Origin of the sequence: Halorhodospira sp. M38, assembly GCF_022227985.1 — a bacterium.
Taxonomy (GTDB): Bacteria; Pseudomonadota; Gammaproteobacteria; order Nitrococcales; family Halorhodospiraceae; genus Halorhodospira; species Halorhodospira halophila_A.
In genome coordinates, this window is the sequence record NZ_JAJNQP010000009.1 from 13,684 (window position 1) to 29,839 (window position 16,156).

13 protein-coding genes are annotated in these 16,156 nt (G+C 68.6%); 11 read left to right on the plus strand and 2 right to left on the minus strand.

Annotated features, from left to right (window positions below; all coding sequences use genetic code 11):
- The first annotated feature begins 7 nt into the window (after positions 1-7).
- The 10 genes from LRA98_RS07190 (at position 8) to uvrD (ending at position 12,136) form a co-directional block, all read left to right on the plus strand.
- Positions 8-544: a F0F1 ATP synthase subunit delta gene (locus LRA98_RS07190; RefSeq protein ID WP_201170249.1), complete on the plus strand. Its 537-nt coding sequence runs from the start codon at positions 8-10 to the stop codon at positions 542-544.
- Between the two features lie 12 nt (positions 545-556).
- On the plus strand, positions 557-2,098 hold the full coding sequence (gene atpA / locus LRA98_RS07195; protein WP_238633373.1) for a F0F1 ATP synthase subunit alpha: 1,542 nt from the start codon (positions 557-559) through the stop codon (positions 2,096-2,098).
- Positions 2,099-2,161: 63 nt separating this feature from the next.
- Positions 2,162-3,031 (plus strand): F0F1 ATP synthase subunit gamma, encoded by an 870-nt coding sequence (gene atpG / locus LRA98_RS07200; RefSeq protein WP_011815216.1) that lies wholly within the window; start codon positions 2,162-2,164, stop codon positions 3,029-3,031.
- A gap of 64 nt (positions 3,032-3,095) precedes the next feature.
- Positions 3,096-4,472 (plus strand): F0F1 ATP synthase subunit beta, encoded by a 1,377-nt coding sequence (gene atpD / locus LRA98_RS07205; protein ID WP_238633374.1) that lies wholly within the window; start codon positions 3,096-3,098, stop codon positions 4,470-4,472.
- 12 nt (positions 4,473-4,484) lie between these two features.
- A complete protein-coding gene (locus LRA98_RS07210) occupies positions 4,485-4,910 on the plus strand; it encodes a F0F1 ATP synthase subunit epsilon (protein WP_238633375.1) in 426 nt (141 codons plus the stop codon).
- 20 nt (positions 4,911-4,930) lie between these two features.
- A complete protein-coding gene (gene glmU, locus LRA98_RS07215; RefSeq protein ID WP_238633376.1) occupies positions 4,931-6,352 on the plus strand; it encodes a bifunctional UDP-N-acetylglucosamine diphosphorylase/glucosamine-1-phosphate N-acetyltransferase GlmU in 1,422 nt (473 codons plus the stop codon).
- Between the two features lie 9 nt (positions 6,353-6,361).
- A complete protein-coding gene (locus LRA98_RS07220) occupies positions 6,362-7,189 on the plus strand; it encodes a universal stress protein (protein ID WP_238633377.1) in 828 nt (275 codons plus the stop codon).
- Position 7,190: 1 nt separating this feature from the next.
- Positions 7,191-9,023, plus strand: coding sequence for a glutamine--fructose-6-phosphate transaminase (isomerizing) (glmS, locus tag LRA98_RS07225; protein WP_238633378.1), 1,833 nt, complete (start codon positions 7,191-7,193; stop codon positions 9,021-9,023).
- Between the two features lie 13 nt (positions 9,024-9,036).
- Entirely contained in the window at positions 9,037-9,963 is a 927-nt protein-coding gene (locus tag LRA98_RS07230; protein WP_201170264.1) for a LysR substrate-binding domain-containing protein, read from the plus strand.
- Position 9,964: 1 nt separating this feature from the next.
- Positions 9,965-12,136 (plus strand): DNA helicase II, encoded by a 2,172-nt coding sequence (gene uvrD, locus LRA98_RS07235; protein WP_238633379.1) that lies wholly within the window; start codon positions 9,965-9,967, stop codon positions 12,134-12,136.
- Here uvrD and LRA98_RS07240 read toward each other — a convergent pair.
- Together LRA98_RS07240 and LRA98_RS07245 are read right to left on the minus strand one after the other, a co-directional pair.
- Positions 12,126-12,491, minus strand: a complete 366-nt coding sequence (locus LRA98_RS07240; protein ID WP_238633380.1) for a DUF2782 domain-containing protein — start codon at positions 12,489-12,491, stop codon at positions 12,126-12,128. The two genes, uvrD and LRA98_RS07240, sit on opposite strands and share 11 nt — an antisense overlap.
- A gap of 13 nt (positions 12,492-12,504) precedes the next feature.
- A complete protein-coding gene (locus LRA98_RS07245) occupies positions 12,505-13,230 on the minus strand; it encodes a TIGR00730 family Rossman fold protein (RefSeq protein ID WP_201170269.1) in 726 nt (241 codons plus the stop codon).
- A 90-nt stretch (positions 13,231-13,320) separates the two neighbouring features.
- Here LRA98_RS07245 and polA point away from each other — a divergent pair, with 90 nt between their 5' ends.
- Complete coding sequence (gene polA / locus LRA98_RS07250) at positions 13,321-16,035, plus strand: DNA polymerase I (RefSeq protein ID WP_238633381.1); 2,715 nt, start codon at positions 13,321-13,323, stop codon at positions 16,033-16,035.
- Positions 16,036-16,156 lie beyond the last annotated feature (121 nt).

Sequence of the window (16,156 nt, forward strand, 5' to 3'; positions counted from 1 at the left end):
AGGCGCCATGGCCGAGCGCAGCACACTGGCCCGACCTTACGCGCGCGCCGTCTTCGAGCTTGCCGGTGACGACGCGACCGAGCGCGAGGCTTGGTCGCGTCGGCTTGCGGCGGTGGCCGAGGTGGTGCAGGTGCCCCAGCTCGCCTCGCTGCTCACCCACCCGCGGATCAGTGCCGAGGAACTCGCCGGCACAGTCTGCGAGGCGGCAGGCGACATCGGGCAGGCCGGGAAGAATTTCGTCCGGCTGCTGGCGAGCAACCGGCGCCTGCAGTACGCGCCGGAGGTCGCCCGGGTCTACGAGCAGCTGCGTGCCGAGGCCGAGGGCATCGTCGATGTCGAGGTGCTTTCGGCGACCCAGCTCGAGGACGCGCAGCAAGAACGCCTGGCCGAAGCGCTCCGCAAGCGCCTCGGCCGAGAGGTGCGGCTGCAGACGCGGATCGACGAGTCCCTCATCGGGGGGGCGATTATCCGCGCTGGCGACACCACCATAGACGGCTCGGTGAAGGGCAAACTGGCCCGCCTCTCGAGTGCACTGGTTCATTGACGAGGTAGGACGATGCAAGTCAATCCATCGGAGATCAGCGAGCTCATCAAGCGTCGCATTGAGAACTTCGACGCGGCGGCTGAGGCCCGCAACGAAGGCACCGTCGTCAGTGTCGGCGACGGCATCTGCCGCATCCACGGCCTCGCCGACGTCATGTTCGGCGAGATGCTGGAGTTCCCTGACGACACCTTCGGCATGGCTCTGAACCTCGAGCGGGACTCCGTCGGTGCCGTCCTCCTCGGTGACTATCAGCACATCAAGGAGGGGGCCACCGTCAAGTGCACGGGCCGCATCCTCGAGGTGCCGGTCGGTGAGGCTATGCTCGGCCGCGTGGTCGACGCCCTGGGCCGCCCCTGCGACGGCAAGGGCCCGATCAAGACCGAGACCAGCGAGCCCATCGAGAAGGTCGCTCCCGGCGTTATCACCCGTGAGGGCGTCGATCAGCCGGTGCAAACCGGCCTCAAGGCGATCGACTCCATGGTCCCGATCGGCCGGGGTCAGCGTGAGCTGATCATCGGCGACCGCCAGACCGGCAAGACCGCGGTGGCCGTCGACGCGATCATCAACCAGAAGGACAGCGGCATTAAGTGCATCTACGTCGCGGTCGGGCAGAAGAACTCGACGGTGGCCAACGTGGTGCGCAAGCTCGAGGAGCATGGCGCGATGGACAACACCATCGTCGTCAACGCCGGCGCCTCCGAGTCGGCCGCCATGCAGTACATCGCCCCCTACGCCGGCTGCGCCATGGGCGAGTACTTCCGTGACCGCGGCGAAGATGCGCTGATCATCTACGACGACCTGACTAAGCAGGCCTGGGCCTACCGCCAGGTCTCCCTGCTGCTGCGCCGGCCGCCGGGTCGTGAGGCGTACCCGGGTGACGTCTTCTACCTCCACTCCCGGCTACTCGAGCGCGCCTCGCGCATCAACGCCGAGGAAGTCGAGCGTCGCACCAATGGCGAGGTCAAGGGCCAGACGGGGTCGCTGACCGCGCTGCCCATCATCGAGACCCAAGCCGGCGACGTGTCCGCCTTCGTGCCGACGAACGTGATCTCGATCACCGACGGGCAGATCTACCTCGAGACGGACCTCTTCAACTCGGGCGTGCGGCCCGCGGTGAACGCCGGTCTGTCGGTCTCCCGCGTGGGTGGCTCGGCGCAGACGAAGATCATCAAGAAGCTCGGCGGCGGTGTCCGCCTGGCGCTGGCCCAGTACCGCGAGCTGGCGGCGTTCTCCCAGTTCGCCTCCGATCTGGACGAGACCACGCGCCAGCAGCTCGAGCGCGGCAAGCGCACCATGGAGCTGATGAAGCAGGGGCAGTACGAGCCGCAGTCGGTCGGTGAGATGGCCTTCGTGCTCTTCGCCGCCAACGAGGGTTATGTCGACGACGTCGAGAACGACCAGGTGGTTCGTTTCGAGAAGGCGCTGCTCGACTACCTGCGTGCCGAGCACGCCGAGCTGCTCCAGCGCATCACGGAGACCGGCGATTACAACGACGAGATCCACGCCGAGATGCAGAAGGCGATGGACGCGTTCAAGAAAAATCGCACGTGGTGAGCACGCGCTGCCGGGGAGCTACACGCTCCCCGGCCGGCCCCTTAACGACACATAGGTGACGGCATGGCCGGGGCGAAAGAAGTAAAGACCAAGATCAAGAGCGTTCAGAACACGCAGAAGATCACAAGCGCGATGGAGATGGTCGCCGCATCGAAGATGCGGCGTGCCCAGGAGCGTATGGAGGCGACGCGGCCGTACGCCGAAAAAATCCGGCAGGTCATCGGCCACCTCGGCCACGCCAATCCGGATTACCGCCATCCGTTTCTGGTCGAGCGCGACGAGGTCAAGCGCGTCGGCTACATCGTCGTCTCCACCGACCGCGGTCTGTGCGGGGGTCTGAACGTCAACCTGTTCAAGGCGGCGATCAACGACCTCAAGGGCTGGCAGGAGCAGGGCGTCGGCGCCCAGGTCGTGCCCATCGGCGCCAAGGGCATCGGCTTCTTCGAGCGCACCGGGGTCGAGATCCCCGCCGAGGTCCGCGACATCGGCGACCGCCCGAAGCTCGAGCAGATGATCGGGCCGATCAAGGTCCTGCTCGACGCCTACGTGGACGGCACCATCGACCGGGTGAACCTGGTGAGCAACCAGTTCGTGAACACCATGACCCAGCGGCCGCAGGTCCAGCGGCTGATCCCGGTCGAGCCGGTTCGCGAGGAGGAAATGCTCGAGAACTGGGACTACATCTATGAGCCGGACGCTGCCTCGCTGCTGGATGATGTGCTGCGCCGCTACGTCGAGTCCCAGGTCTATCAGGGCGTGGTCGAGAACATCGCCTGCGAGATGGCAGCGCGAATGATCGCGATGAAGAGCGCCTCCGACAACGCCGCGGAGATCATCGACGACCTGCAGATCACGTACAACAAGGCCCGCCAGGCGGCGATCACGCAGGAGCTGACCGAGATCGTCTCGGGCGCCGAGGCCGTTTCGGGCTAATACCGATTTCCAATATCAACGGCGGGCCTGCGCGGCCCGCGAGAAGCTATCTGAGGGGATCCGAATGAGCGCTGGAAAGATCGTTCAGGTGATTGGTGCAGTGGTCGACGTGGAATTTCCGCGTGACCAGGTGCCGCAGATCTACGACGCCCTCGTGGTCGACGAGCGGGGCCTGACCCTCGAGGTCCAGCAGCAGCTGGGCGACGGCGTCGTCCGCACGATCGCCATGGGGTCCTCCGACGGCCTGACGCGCTCGGAGAAAGTCTCGAACACCGGCGGCCCGATCTCGGTGCCGGTCGGCCAGGGGACCCTGGGGCGCATCATGGACGTCCTCGGCGAGCCGGTGGACGAGGCCGGCGACGTGAAGACCGAGGAGCGCTGGCCGATCCACCGCAACGCGCCGACCTACGAGGACCAGTCCGGCGGCCAGGAGCTGCTTGAGACCGGGATCAAGGTCATCGACCTGCTGTGCCCGTTCGCCAAGGGTGGCAAGGTCGGCCTGTTTGGCGGCGCCGGCGTCGGCAAGACGGTCAACATGATGGAGCTGATCCGCAACATCGCGGTGGAGCACTCCGGTTACTCCGTCTTTGCTGGTGTCGGCGAGCGCACCCGCGAGGGCAACGACTTCTACCACGAGATGAAGGACTCCAACGTCCTCGACAAGGTCTCGCTGGTCTACGGCCAGATGAACGAGCCGCCGGGTAACCGCCTGCGCGTCGCGCTGACCGGCCTGACCATGGCCGAGTACTTCCGCGACGAGGGGCGTGACGTGCTGATGTTCATCGACAACATCTACCGTTACACCTTGGCCGGCCAGGAGGTCTCCGCGCTGCTCGGCCGCATGCCGTCGGCAGTCGGCTACCAGCCGACGCTGGCCGAGGAGATGGGCAAGCTCCAGGAGCGCATCACCTCCACCAAGACCGGTTCCATCACATCGGTGCAGGCGGTCTATGTTCCGGCCGACGACCTCACCGACCCGGCGCCGGCGACGACCTTTGCTCACCTGGACGCGACCATCGTGCTCTCGCGCCAGATCGCCGAGCTCGGTATCTACCCGGCGGTCGATCCGCTGGACTCCACCTCGCGCCAGCTCGACCCGCTGGTCATCGGCCAGGAGCACTACGACGTCGCCCGCGGGGTCCAGGGTGTCCTGCAGCGCTACAAGGAGCTTAAGGACATCATCGCGATCCTGGGCATGGACGAGCTTTCCGAGGAGGACAAGCTCACCGTCTCCCGGGCGCGGAAGATCCAGCGCTTCCTGTCCCAGCCGTTCTTCGTCGCGGAGGTGTTTACCGGGATGCCCGGCAAGTACGTCCCGCTGAAGGACACCGTCGCGTCCTTCAAGGCGATCATCGACGGCGAGTACGACCACCTGCCCGAGCAGGCGTTCTACATGGTCGGTACCGTCGAAGAGGCCGCCGAGAAGGCCAAGAACCTGTAATCCGGGGGTGCCATGAGCACGCTCCAAGTTGACATCGTAAGTGCCGAAGAGCAGCTGTACGCCGGCCGGGCCACCATGGTCATCGCGCCGGCGGCCGAGGGTGACGTGGGTATCGCCCCGCGTCACGCCCCGCTGCTGACCCGGCTGCGTCCGGGTGAGCTGCGCATCACCCCGGAGGGCGACGAAGAGGAATTCTTCTTCTACGCTTCCGGGGGCCTGCTCGAGGTCCAGCCGCACAAGGTGACGGTACTCGCCGATACCGCAGTGCGTGCACGTGACATCGACGAGGCCGCGGCCCTGGAGGCCAAGCGGCGGGCCGAGGAGAAGCTCCGCGAGCAGAAGGACGAGGTGGATTACAGCTCCGTCCAGGCGGAGCTTGCCGAAGCCATGGCGCAGCTGAGAACCCTCGAGAGCCTGCGCAAGCGGGCCAAGCGCTGACGCGAACGGAGGAACCGACCATGCGGGCACCTGTTGCCGTGGTCATACTGGCTGCGGGCAAGGGGACCCGCATGCGTTCGGCCCAGCCTAAGGTGCTGCAGCCGCTGGCTGGGCGCTCCCTGCTCTCCCACGTGCTCGATACGGCCCTCGCCTTGGGGCCGGAGCAGGTGCACGTGGTCTATGGTCACGGCGGCCAGGAGGTCGCCGCGGCGCACGCCGACTATCCGGTGCACTGGGTCGAGCAGCCCGAGCAGCTTGGCACCGGCCACGCGGTCGCCTGCGCCCTACCGCAGATCCCCGATGATCATCGGGTCTTGGTCCTCTACGGCGATGTCCCGCTGGTTACCCCGGCCACCCTCGAGCCGCTGGTCGACGGACACGGCTTGGAGCTGCTGGCCGCCCGGGTGCCCGATCCCACCGGCTACGGGCGCGTGATCCGCGATGCAGCCGGGGGCGTGGTGGCGATCGTCGAGGAGAAGGACGCCGACCCGGGGCAGCGGGGCGTAGATGAAATCAATACCGGGCTTATGGCGGCTCCGGCCGCCGACCTGCGCCGCTGGATGGCGGCCCTGTCGGCGGACAACGCCCAGGGGGAGTACTACCTGACCGACGCGGTGGCCGCTGCTGTCGCGGACGGCGTCCCGGTGCTCGCCCGGTTCACTGCGGACCCCGGCGAGGCCAGCGGCATCAACGACCTTGTCCAGCTCGCGGAAGTCGAGCAGGCGTACCAGCGCCGCGAGGCCCGGCGGCTGCTGCGCGGAGGCCTGCGTCTGGTGGCCCCCGAGCGTTTCACTCTGCGCGGTCAAGTGCGTTTCGGCACCGACTGCGCCATCGAGCCCGACTGTACCCTGGAAGGCGAGGTGGCGCTCGGCGACAACGTGCACATCGCCCAGGGCACCGTGCTCCGGGACTGCGTTGTCGAGGACGGGGCGCGCCTCGGACCCTATACTGTCATCGAGCAGGCCCGGATCGGCCCCGGGTGCCGGATCGGCCCCTTCGCCCATCTCCGTCCCGGGACCGTGCTCGAGGAGGGCGCCCGGGTGGGGAATTTCGTCGAGACCAAGGCGGCTCGTCTGGGCCCCGGGGCCAAGGCCAATCACCTCACCTACGTCGGCGATGCTGAGGTCGGGGCCCGGGCCAATCTCGGCGCGGGGACCATCACGTGCAACTACGACGGTGCCCGCAAACACCGCACGCAGATTGGCGAGGACGCCTTCATCGGCTCGGGAAGCCAGCTGGTCGCCCCGGTCCAGGTGGGTGACCGGGCCACCATCGGTGCCGGAACAACGTTGACCAGCGACGCGCCGGCCGACGCCCTGACCGTCGCGCGCAGCCGCGCCCGGACCATCCCCGGCTGGCAGCATCCCGGCTTGACGGGCCGTCGCGGACCTCCCGATGATAGCGATGCCACGCCGGCGTCCGACGGTGCCAAGGAAGAGTAAGGAGCGAGCATGTTCGACCACACAGTCGTTGCGGTGCACTTCGAGTCCCCCTACCAGCCCCTGCTCGATGCCATCGGTGAGCTGCACAAGTTCGGGGCGAAGCAGTTTACGCTGGTCGATGTCCTGCGCATCGATGACCCGGACGATCTCAGCGAGAGCCATCGCGCCGAGGCCCGTCGGCGTCTGGCCCAGAAGCAGTCGGACCTCCAGGCGGCCGGCTACCAGGTCGACATCCAGCAGCCGATCGGCTTCCCCGCCCCGGAGCTCGCCAAGATCGGCCGCGGCTACGGCGCGCAGCTGATCCTGCTCGGCTCGCGCGGCGAGGGGCTGCTGCGCGAGTTCTATCACGGCTCTACGGTCCTCGAACTCGCCCGGCAGACCGCGCTGCCGGTGCTCATGGAGCGCATCGCCCCGGACCCGAATACCTTCGGCCACGGCGAGACGTTCCAGCGGCCCATGCTGGCCACCGACTTCTCCAAAAAGGCTGCCGCGGCCCAGTCCCTGGCGCTGGATATCGGCGAGCATACCGGTGCGCTCACCGTGCTGCACGTCACCGACGAGGACACCCGGACCGAGGGCCAGGAGCGCCTGCAGCACTTTGCCGAGCAGGCCGAGGCGCGGGGCATCGAGGTCACGACCCGGCTGGAGACCGGGACCCCGTCGCGGGTGATCCGCAACGTCGCCGAGAAGGAGCGCAGCAGCATGGTCGTGGTGGGCAAGCGCGGTGACGGCCCCGGGCGTGACCTCGCCCTGGGCAGCACGGCGCAGCAGGTCTGCCGCAATTGCCCCTGTTCGGTGCTGCTCGTGCCCAACGAGCAGGGCATCTGGATTCGCTGATATGTGCGGAATCGTCGGTGCCTGCGCGCAGCGAGACGTGGCCCCGGTCCTGCTGGAAGGCCTGAGGCGTCTGGAGTACCGGGGGTACGACTCCGCCGGAATGGCTGTTATCGATCCCGACGGCCGTCTGTCGCGGACCCGGGTCGCCGGCCGGGTCGATGACCTGGCCAGCGCACTCGAGCCCCGGCTGCCGGCCGGCGGCACCGGCATCGCCCACACGCGCTGGGCCACCCACGGGGTCCCCAACGACATCAACGCCCACCCGCACACCGCCGCCGGCGAGGTGGCCCTGGTCCACAACGGCATCATCGAGAATCACGAGCGGCTGCGCGAACAGCTGCTCGCCGCTGGTTACGAGTTTCAGTCGGAGACCGATACCGAGGTCGCGGTCACCCTTTTCGCCGACCGCCACACCCGCGGCGGCGTCGATCTGCTCGAGGCGGTACGGGGCGGGCTGCCGGAGCTCGAGGGCGCCTACGCCTTCGCTGTGGTCTCCGCCCGCGAGCCGGGACGGATGATCGCCTGCCGGCGCGGTAGCCCCCTGGTGATTGGTGTGGGTATCGGCGAGCACTTCGTCGCCTCGGACGTGGCGGCGCTGCTGCCGGTAACCCGTCAGTTCATCTTCCTCGAGGACGGCGATCTCGCCGACCTCTCGCGGGACGGTGTCACCATCTACGACGCCGAGGGGCGACCGGCCGAGCGACCGGTGCGCACCTCCGAGCTCAGTGCCGAGTCGGTGGAGCGGGGCGGCTACCGTCACTTCATGCTCAAGGAGATCCACGAGCAGCCGGCGGCGGTGGCCGAGACCCTGGAAGGCCGCCACGCGGACGGCCGCGTCCTCGAGGCGGCGTTCGGCCCCGGCGCCGAACAGCTCCTCGACCAGGCCGAGCGTCTGCAGATCGTCGCCTGCGGCACCTCGTACCACGCCGGGCTGATCGCCCGGTTCTGGGCCGAGACCTACGCTGGGCTGCCCTGCGATGTCGAGGTGGCCAGCGAATTCCGATATCGGGCCCACGCCGTCCCGCCGGGCACGTTGGTGGTGGTGATCTCTCAGTCCGGCGAGACCGCCGACGTACTCGCCGCGCTGCGCGAGTCGCGCCGGCTGGGTTACGGCGGGGTGATGGCCATCTGCAACGTCCCCGAGAGCTCGCTGGTGCGCGAGGCCGACCTGACCCTGCTGACCCGGGCCGGGCCCGAGATCGGCGTCGCCTCGACCAAGGCCTTCACCACCCAGCTGACCGCCCTGTTGCTGCTGGTCGGCGCCTTTGCCCGCCGCCGCGGCCGCCCGCAGGCCGAGCAGGAGCTGGTCCGGGCCGCGGTGCAGCTGCCCGGCGCCCTGGAGCGCGCCGTGGCCATCGAGCCCCAGGTGGCCGAGCTGGCCGAGCAGTTCGTCGACCGTGCCCACGCCCTCTTCCTGGGCCGTGGCGCCCACTACCCGGTGGCGCTGGAGGGCTCGCTCAAGCTTAAGGAGATCTCCTATATCCACGCCGAGGCGTACCCCGCCGGCGAACTCAAGCACGGCCCCCTGGCCCTGGTCGACGACGGCATGCCCGTGGTGGCGGTCGCCCCTCGGGACGACCTGCTCGACAAACTGCACTCGAACCTCCAGGAGGTTCGCGCCCGTGGCGGGCGTCTGTTCGTCTTCGCCGACGACGCCGCCGCCCTGCGCTCCGCGCGTGGTTTCCACGTCCTCCCAGTGCCTGCCGGCCCAGAGGCCATCTCGCCGGTGATCCACACTGTCCCGCTGCAGTTGCTCGCCTACCACGTGGCGGTCCTGCGGGGCACCGACGTGGACAAGCCGCGCAACCTGGCCAAGTCGGTCACCGTCGAATGACAGGACCCGTTGTATGAACCTGCGCGACCTCCGCTATCTGGTCGCCGTGGCCGAGCACCGGCATTTTGGGCGAGCGGCGCGTGCCTGCTACGTCAGCCAGCCGACGCTCTCCACGCAGCTCAAGAAGCTCGAGGAGTACCTGGAAGTCCAGCTGGTCGAGCGCAATCGCCGGCGGGTGCTGCTCACGCCGCTGGGTGAGCGGCTGGCGGAGCGGGCCCGCGGGATCCTCAGCGCCGTCGACGACATGGTCGAGGTGGCCCGTGCCCAGGCCGAGCCGATGACCGGTGATGTCCGCCTGGGGGTGATCCCCACCGTCGGACCGTACCTGCTGCCCCACGTCATCCCGGATCTGGCGCAGACCTTTCCCCGCCTGCGCCTGCACCTGCGCGAGGACCTGACGCAGCGGCTGCTCGATCAGCTGCGTGCCGGCAGCCTCGACGGTGCCATCCTTGCATCGCCGATCGGCGGTGACGACCTGGTCTCGGCGCCACTGTGTCACGAGCCGTTCTACCTAGCCGTTCCCCGTGGCCACGCGCTGGACCATCCGGAACCGGTCCACACCAGCGATCTGCAGCAGACCGAGCTGATGCTCCTGGAGGAGGGGCACTGCCTGCGCGAACAGGCCCTGGAGCTGTGCCGGCGCAACGACGTCGGTGAGGCGGCGGCTTTCCGTGCCACCAGCCTCGAGACCCTGCGCCAGATGGTGGCCGCCGGGGTCGGGGTCACCCTGCTGCCGGCCCTGGCGGCGGGCGCCTCCCGCCACGGGCCGGACCGCGGCGCCATTAGCCTCCGGCCATTCGCTGAGCCTGTACCCAGCCGCGACCTGGCTCTCTACTGGCGGGCCGGGACCGCCCGAGAACCCACTTTCCGGGAGCTGGTCGAACGCATGTGCACCGCCCCTGTCCTTCAGGATCCTACCGAGACCCTGCCTGCTGCCTGATATGCCGATCGATGGCCTGACCACAGACCTCAATGACGCCCAGCGCGAGGCCGTCTGCCTGCCCCCGGGACGAGCCCTGGTGCTCGCCGGCGCCGGCAGCGGCAAGACACGCGTGCTCACCCGGCGCGCCGCCTACCTCGTGCAGGCCGAGGGCGCCTCGCCGTTCTCGATCCTGGCGGTCACGTTCACCAACAAGGCCGCCGGCGAGATGCGCGGCCGCATCGGCGAGCTGCTGGGTATCGCCACCGCCGGCATGTGGGTGGGCACCTTTCACGGCATCGCTCACCGGCTGCTGCGCCAGCACACCCAGCGTGCGGGGTTGCCCGAGGGCTTCCAGATCCTCGACGCCGACGATCAGCTACGGGTGGTCAAACGGGTCCTGCGCGCCCGCGGCACCGACGACTCCCGTTTTCCGCCCCGCCAGGTGCGGGGCTTTATCAGCGGCCGCAAGGAGGAGGGCGAGCGTCCCGCCGACGTGACCGAGGCCGCCGGCGACTATCAGCAAGAGCTGCTGGCGATCTATCACGACTACGAGCAAGCGTGCCGGCGGGGCGGGTTGGTGGACTTCTCCGAGCTGCTACTGCGCGCCTACGAACTGTTGCGCGACGACCCCGAACTGCTCGGTCACTACCAACGTCGTTTCGAGCATATCCTCGTCGATGAGTTCCAGGACACCAACGCCCTGCAATACCGGTGGCTGAAGCTGCTCGCCGGCGCCCGGGCCGAGCTGTTCGTCGTCGGCGATGACGACCAGTCCATCTACGGCTGGCGGGGCGCGCGGGTGGAAAACATCGAGCACTTCCGGCGCGAGATGGGGGATGTTCGGGTCGTGCGCCTGGAGCAGAACTACCGCTCCACCGGCACCATTCTGGACGCGGCCAACCGCCTGATCGAGCACAATGCCGGCCGGCTCGGCAAGCAGTTGTGGACCGACGGGGGCAGCGGCGAGCCCATCACCCTGTACGCCGCCTTCAACGAGATCGACGAGGCGCGTTGGGTGGTGGACCGGATCCGCCAGCTTATCGAAGAGGGCGGTCACGGCCACGCCGACTTCGCCATCCTCTACCGCTCCAACGCCCAGTCCCGCGCCCTGGAGCACGAGCTGCACGCCGCTCGTCTGCCGTTTCGCGTCTACGGTGGGTTGCGCTTTTTCGAGCGCGCTGAGGTCAAGGACGCCCTGGCCTATCTGCGTCTGGTGGCCAATCGCCACGATGACGCCAGCTTCGAGCGTGTGGTGAACACCCCACCCCGGGGCATCGGTGCCAAGACCGTCGACGCTGTCCGCTATGCCGCCCGGGAGGGCGATGTCTCGATGTGGCGCGCCGCCCGCGAGCTGGCGGGCGGGCGGGCCCTGGCGGCCCGGGCGCGCAACGCCCTGTCCGAGTTCCTGGCGTTCATCGATACCCTGGATCAGGAACTCGCCCACCGGCCGGTGCACGAGCAGGTGGAGCAGGCCATCACTCGCGCCGAGCTGCGCCGCTACCACGAACGCGACGAGGCCCGCCTGGAGAACCTCGACGAGCTGGTGACCGCGGCGCGCACCTTCGCCCAGCGCGATGACCAAGAGGAGGACCAGGACCCGCTGGCGGCCTTCCTGAGCCACGCCGCCCTGGAGGCGGGCGAGGGGCAGGCCGACGACTGGGAGCACTCCGTGCAGCTGATGACCCTGCACTCGGCCAAGGGGCTGGAGTTCCCCGTGGTCTTCCTGGTGGGCCTGGAGGAAGGGCTGTTCCCGCACCGCATGTCCGTCGAGGAGCCCGGCCGGCTTGAGGAGGAGCGCCGGCTGTGCTATGTGGGCATGACCCGGGCCCGCCAGCGGTTGATCCTGACCCACGCCGAGAAGCGTCGCCTGCACGGGGTTGACCAGCTGGCCCGGCCGTCGCGCTTTCTCACTGAGCTGCCCGGAGAGGGTCTGGAGGAGGTGCGCCCGCGCATGTCGGTGCGCCGGGGGCCGCCGCCGGCCACCGCCCCAAGCGGGCCCTCGCTCCCGGGGGACGAACCGCCGGCGGGGTTGAGCTTGGGCAGCCGGGTGCGTCACCCGCGCTTTGGCGACGGCATCCTGCTCCAGTGCGAGGGCAGTGGCCCGAATGCCCGCCTGCAGGTCCGTTTCGACGAGGCCGGCACCAAGTGGTTGATCGCCGACCGGGCCGGCCTGGAGCCGGCTACCAGCTGAACAGCCGCCACAGCGGCGTGCGCGGTGGCTCGAGCGGGTCGTGCTCACCGCCGCTGCCGTCAAGTACGCCGTCTCCGGTGGTGTCGTAGAGCAGGTAAGGTGGGCCGACCGCCGGTTGGATGCGTACCGCGTAAATCTGCCCCGCGATGCGGTACTCCTCGATGACCGCCCAGTCGCGCTCGACGATGGTCACCGTCGGCTCGAGATCCGGTTCGTCGCGGATCAGCCCCTCGGGTGGGGGAGGCGGGGTCACCGTGATCCGTTCATCGGCCTCGAAGCCGCCGGCGGTGGCGGCCACCAGCATCCCCGCCAGGACCAGCCCCCCGGCACCCCGCGCACCCCGACTGCTGCTCATGGCCACCCTTCCTCTAGAGATCGAGCAGAATCTCCCGCTCCTCGCGGGAGGGCTGGAAGCCGCGGTCTTCGTAGTGGTCGAAGATGGCCGTGACCACCTCCTCCGGTGTATCCACGACCTTGAACAGGTGCATGTCCTCGGCGTCGATGGCCTCCTCGGCCACCAGTCGCTCCTGGAACCACTCCACCAGCTTCTCCCAGAAGGGGCTGTGCACCAGGATGATGGGGATGCGCGGCGTCTTCCCGGTCTGCACCAGGGTCAGGATCTCGGCCAGCTCGTCCAGCGTCCCGAACCCGCCGGGCAACACCACGTAGGCCGAGGCGTACTTGACGAACATCACCTTGCGCGAGAAGAAGTGCCGGAAGTGCAGGGCGATGTCCTGGTAGGCGTTGGCCTCTTGTTCCTTGGGCAGCTGGATGTTGAGCCCCACACTCGGCGACTTGCCGGCCTGGGCGCCCTTATTGGCCGCCTCCATGATGCCCCCGCCACCGCCGCTGACCACCGAAAAGCCGGCGTCGGAGACCTCGCGGGCAACGCGCTCGGCCAACTGGTAGTAAGGGTGGTCCGGGGCGACGCGGGCCGAGCCGAAGATGCTCACCGAGGGCTTGATCGACGAAAGCCGCTCGAAGCCCTCCACGAACTCGGCCATGATCTGGAAGATCTTCCAGGACTCGCGGGTCAGCGTGGCGCCGTTGAGCGGGATCCGCTCCTGGTGCGCGAAGGGGTTCTTGGGGTCCATAAGGCTCCGTGGCTGGGCTGTTGATCGTCTCCGGGACTGCAACGTTTATCATAGCCGCGTAGTCTGCCAACAGTCACAGAGAGCGATTGCATGACACAACCGGACGACCGCCTGGTCCTGGTGGACGGTTCCTCCTACCTCTACCGCGCCTTCCACGCCCTGCCGGCGCTGACCAACGCCGACGGCGAGCCCACCGGGGCGCTCTACGGCGTGGTCAACATGCTCCACAAGCTGCTTGCCGACGAGCCCGAGGCGCGCTTCGCCGTGGTCTTCGATGCCCCGGGGCGGACCTTCCGCGACGAGCTTTTCGAGCAGTACAAGGCGCACCGTCCGCCCATGCCCGACGAGCTGCGCGCCCAGCGCGAGCCGCTCAAGCAGATCATTGCCGCGCTCGGCGTGCCGGTGCTCGAGGTCGACGGGGTGGAGGCGGATGATGTCATCGGCACCCTGGCCGCTCGGGCCCCGGGGCCGGTGATCATCTCCACCACCGACAAGGACATGGCGCAACTGGTGGATGAGCGCGTCACTCTGCTCAACACCATGAGTGGTACCCGGCTCGATCCGCAGGGTGTGCGCGAAAAGTTCGGCGTGCCGCCGGAGGCGATCCGCGACTACCTCGCCCTGGTCGGCGATACCTCCGACAACATCCCCGGCGTCCCCAAGGTCGGACCGAAGACAGCGGCCAAGTGGCTCAACGCCTACGGCAACTTGCAGGCGCTGCGCGAGAACGCCGACGAGATCCGCGGCAAGGTCGGGGAAAGCCTGCGCGCCCACCTGGAGACGCTGCCCCTGTCCGTGGATCTGGCCACCATCCGCTGTGACCTGAACCTCGACGTCGCCCCCGAGGACCTGACGCGACGCCCCCCGGATCGCGAGACCCTTGCCGCGCTTTACCAGCGTTACGGGATGCGCCGCTTCCTCGCCGAGCTGAAGGCCGGCGATGCCGCCGCCGCGGCCGATGGCAATGGCGCCAGCCTCCCCCCGGACGCCCCGGAGACGGACTACCAGATCATCCTCGACGAGGACGGTCTCAACGCCTGGCTCGAGTGCCTGCGCGGGGCCGAGGCCTTCTCCCTCGACCTGGAGACGGACAGCCTGAACTACATGGACGCGGCGATCGTCGGTGTCTCGGTGGCCGTCGAGCCGGGTCAGGCCGCCTACCTGCCCGTCGCCCACTGTGGCCCCGGCGCCCCCGAGCAGCTCGACCGCCAACGGGTCCTGGAGGCCCTGCGGCCCCTGCTCGAGGCCGAAGAGCCGCGGAAGATCGGTCAGAACCTTAAGTACGACATGAGCGTCCTGGCACGCTACAGCATCGAGCTGCGCGGTGTGGCCTACGACAGCATGCTCGAGTCGTACGTCCTCGACTCCACCGCCACCCGCCACGACATGGACTCGCTGGCCAGCAAGTACCTGGGTGTTGAGGTCACCAGCTACGAACAGCTCTGCGGCAAAGGGGCCCGGCAGGTGCCGTTTGCCGAGATCGACGTCGAGCGCGCCGGCCACTACGCCGCCGAGGACGCCGACATCGCCCTGCGTCTGCACCGGCTGCTCTATCCCCGCCTGCAGGCGGAAACGGGTCTGCTCAGCGTGTTCAGCGAGCTGGAGATGCCCCTGCTGCCGGTGCTCTCGCGCATGGAACGCCACGGCGTGCGCGTTGACCGCGGGCTGCTCGAGCGCCAGAGCGAGGAGCTGGCCGCGCGCATGGCCGAGGTGGAGCAGCGTGCCCACGAGGAGGCCGGCGAGGCCTTCAACCTCGGCTCGCCGAAGCAGATCCAGGAGATCTTCTTCGAGCGCATGGGGCTGCCGGTGATCCAGCGCACGCCCAAGGGGCAGCCGTCCACCGCGGAATCGGTGCTCGAGGAGCTGAGCTTGCAGGGCCATGAGCTGCCGCGGCTGATCCTCGAACACCGCGGGCTGTCCAAGCTCAAGTCCACCTACACCGACAAGCTCCCCCAGCTCATCCACCCGCAGACCGGCCGGGTGCACACCTCTTACCACCAGGCCGTGGCCGCCACCGGGCGGCTCTCCTCCTCGGACCCCAATCTGCAGAACATCCCCGTGCGCACGCCCGAGGGGCGGCGCATCCGCAAGGCCTTTGTGGCCAGCCCGGGGCACCGGCTGATCACCGCCGACTACTCCCAGGTGGAGTTGCGCATCATGGCCCACCTCTCCGCCGATACCGGGCTGCGGGGGGCCTTCGAGCAGGGCGAGGACATCCACCGGGCCACCGCTGCCGAGGTCTTCGCCACCGCCGAGGCCAACGACGAGCAGCGCCGCGCCGCCAAGGCGATCAACTTCGGGCTGATCTACGGTATGTCCGCTTGGGGGCTGGGCCGTCAGCTGGGCATCCCCCGCGATGAGGCGCAGACCTACATCGACCGCTATTTCGAGCGTTACCCGGGGGTGCGCACCTTCATGGACCGCGCCCGTGAGCAGGCGCGCGAGCAGGGCTTCGTCGAGACCGTCTTCGGTCGCCGCCTGCACGTGCCTGAGATTCACAGCCGGAACCGACAGCGCCGCGAGTACGCCGAGCGCACCGCTATCAACGCTCCCATGCAGGGCACCGCCGCGGACGTCATCAAGCGGGCCATGATCGATGTCGATGCCCTGCTCGCCGAACGCTTCCCCGAGGCCCGGCTGGTCATGCAGGTGCACGACGAGCTGGTGCTGGAGGTGCCGGCTGGGCAGGAGACGACCATCGGCGACGAGGTGCGCCGGCTGATGACGGCGGCCGATGGCGGCATGCTGTCCGTGCCCTTGGAAGTCGAGGTCGGTGTTGGCGATGATTGGGAGCAGGCGCATTGAGGGCCGACCGGCGCCGCTGCATCGGCCCAAGGACGGGTGGTTATTTAGAAATCTTTTAGTTAAGGTTCCGTTGATTCAAGCGCCCAATCGGCGCTGCCGGCACCGCGCGGCGGTGTCGGAT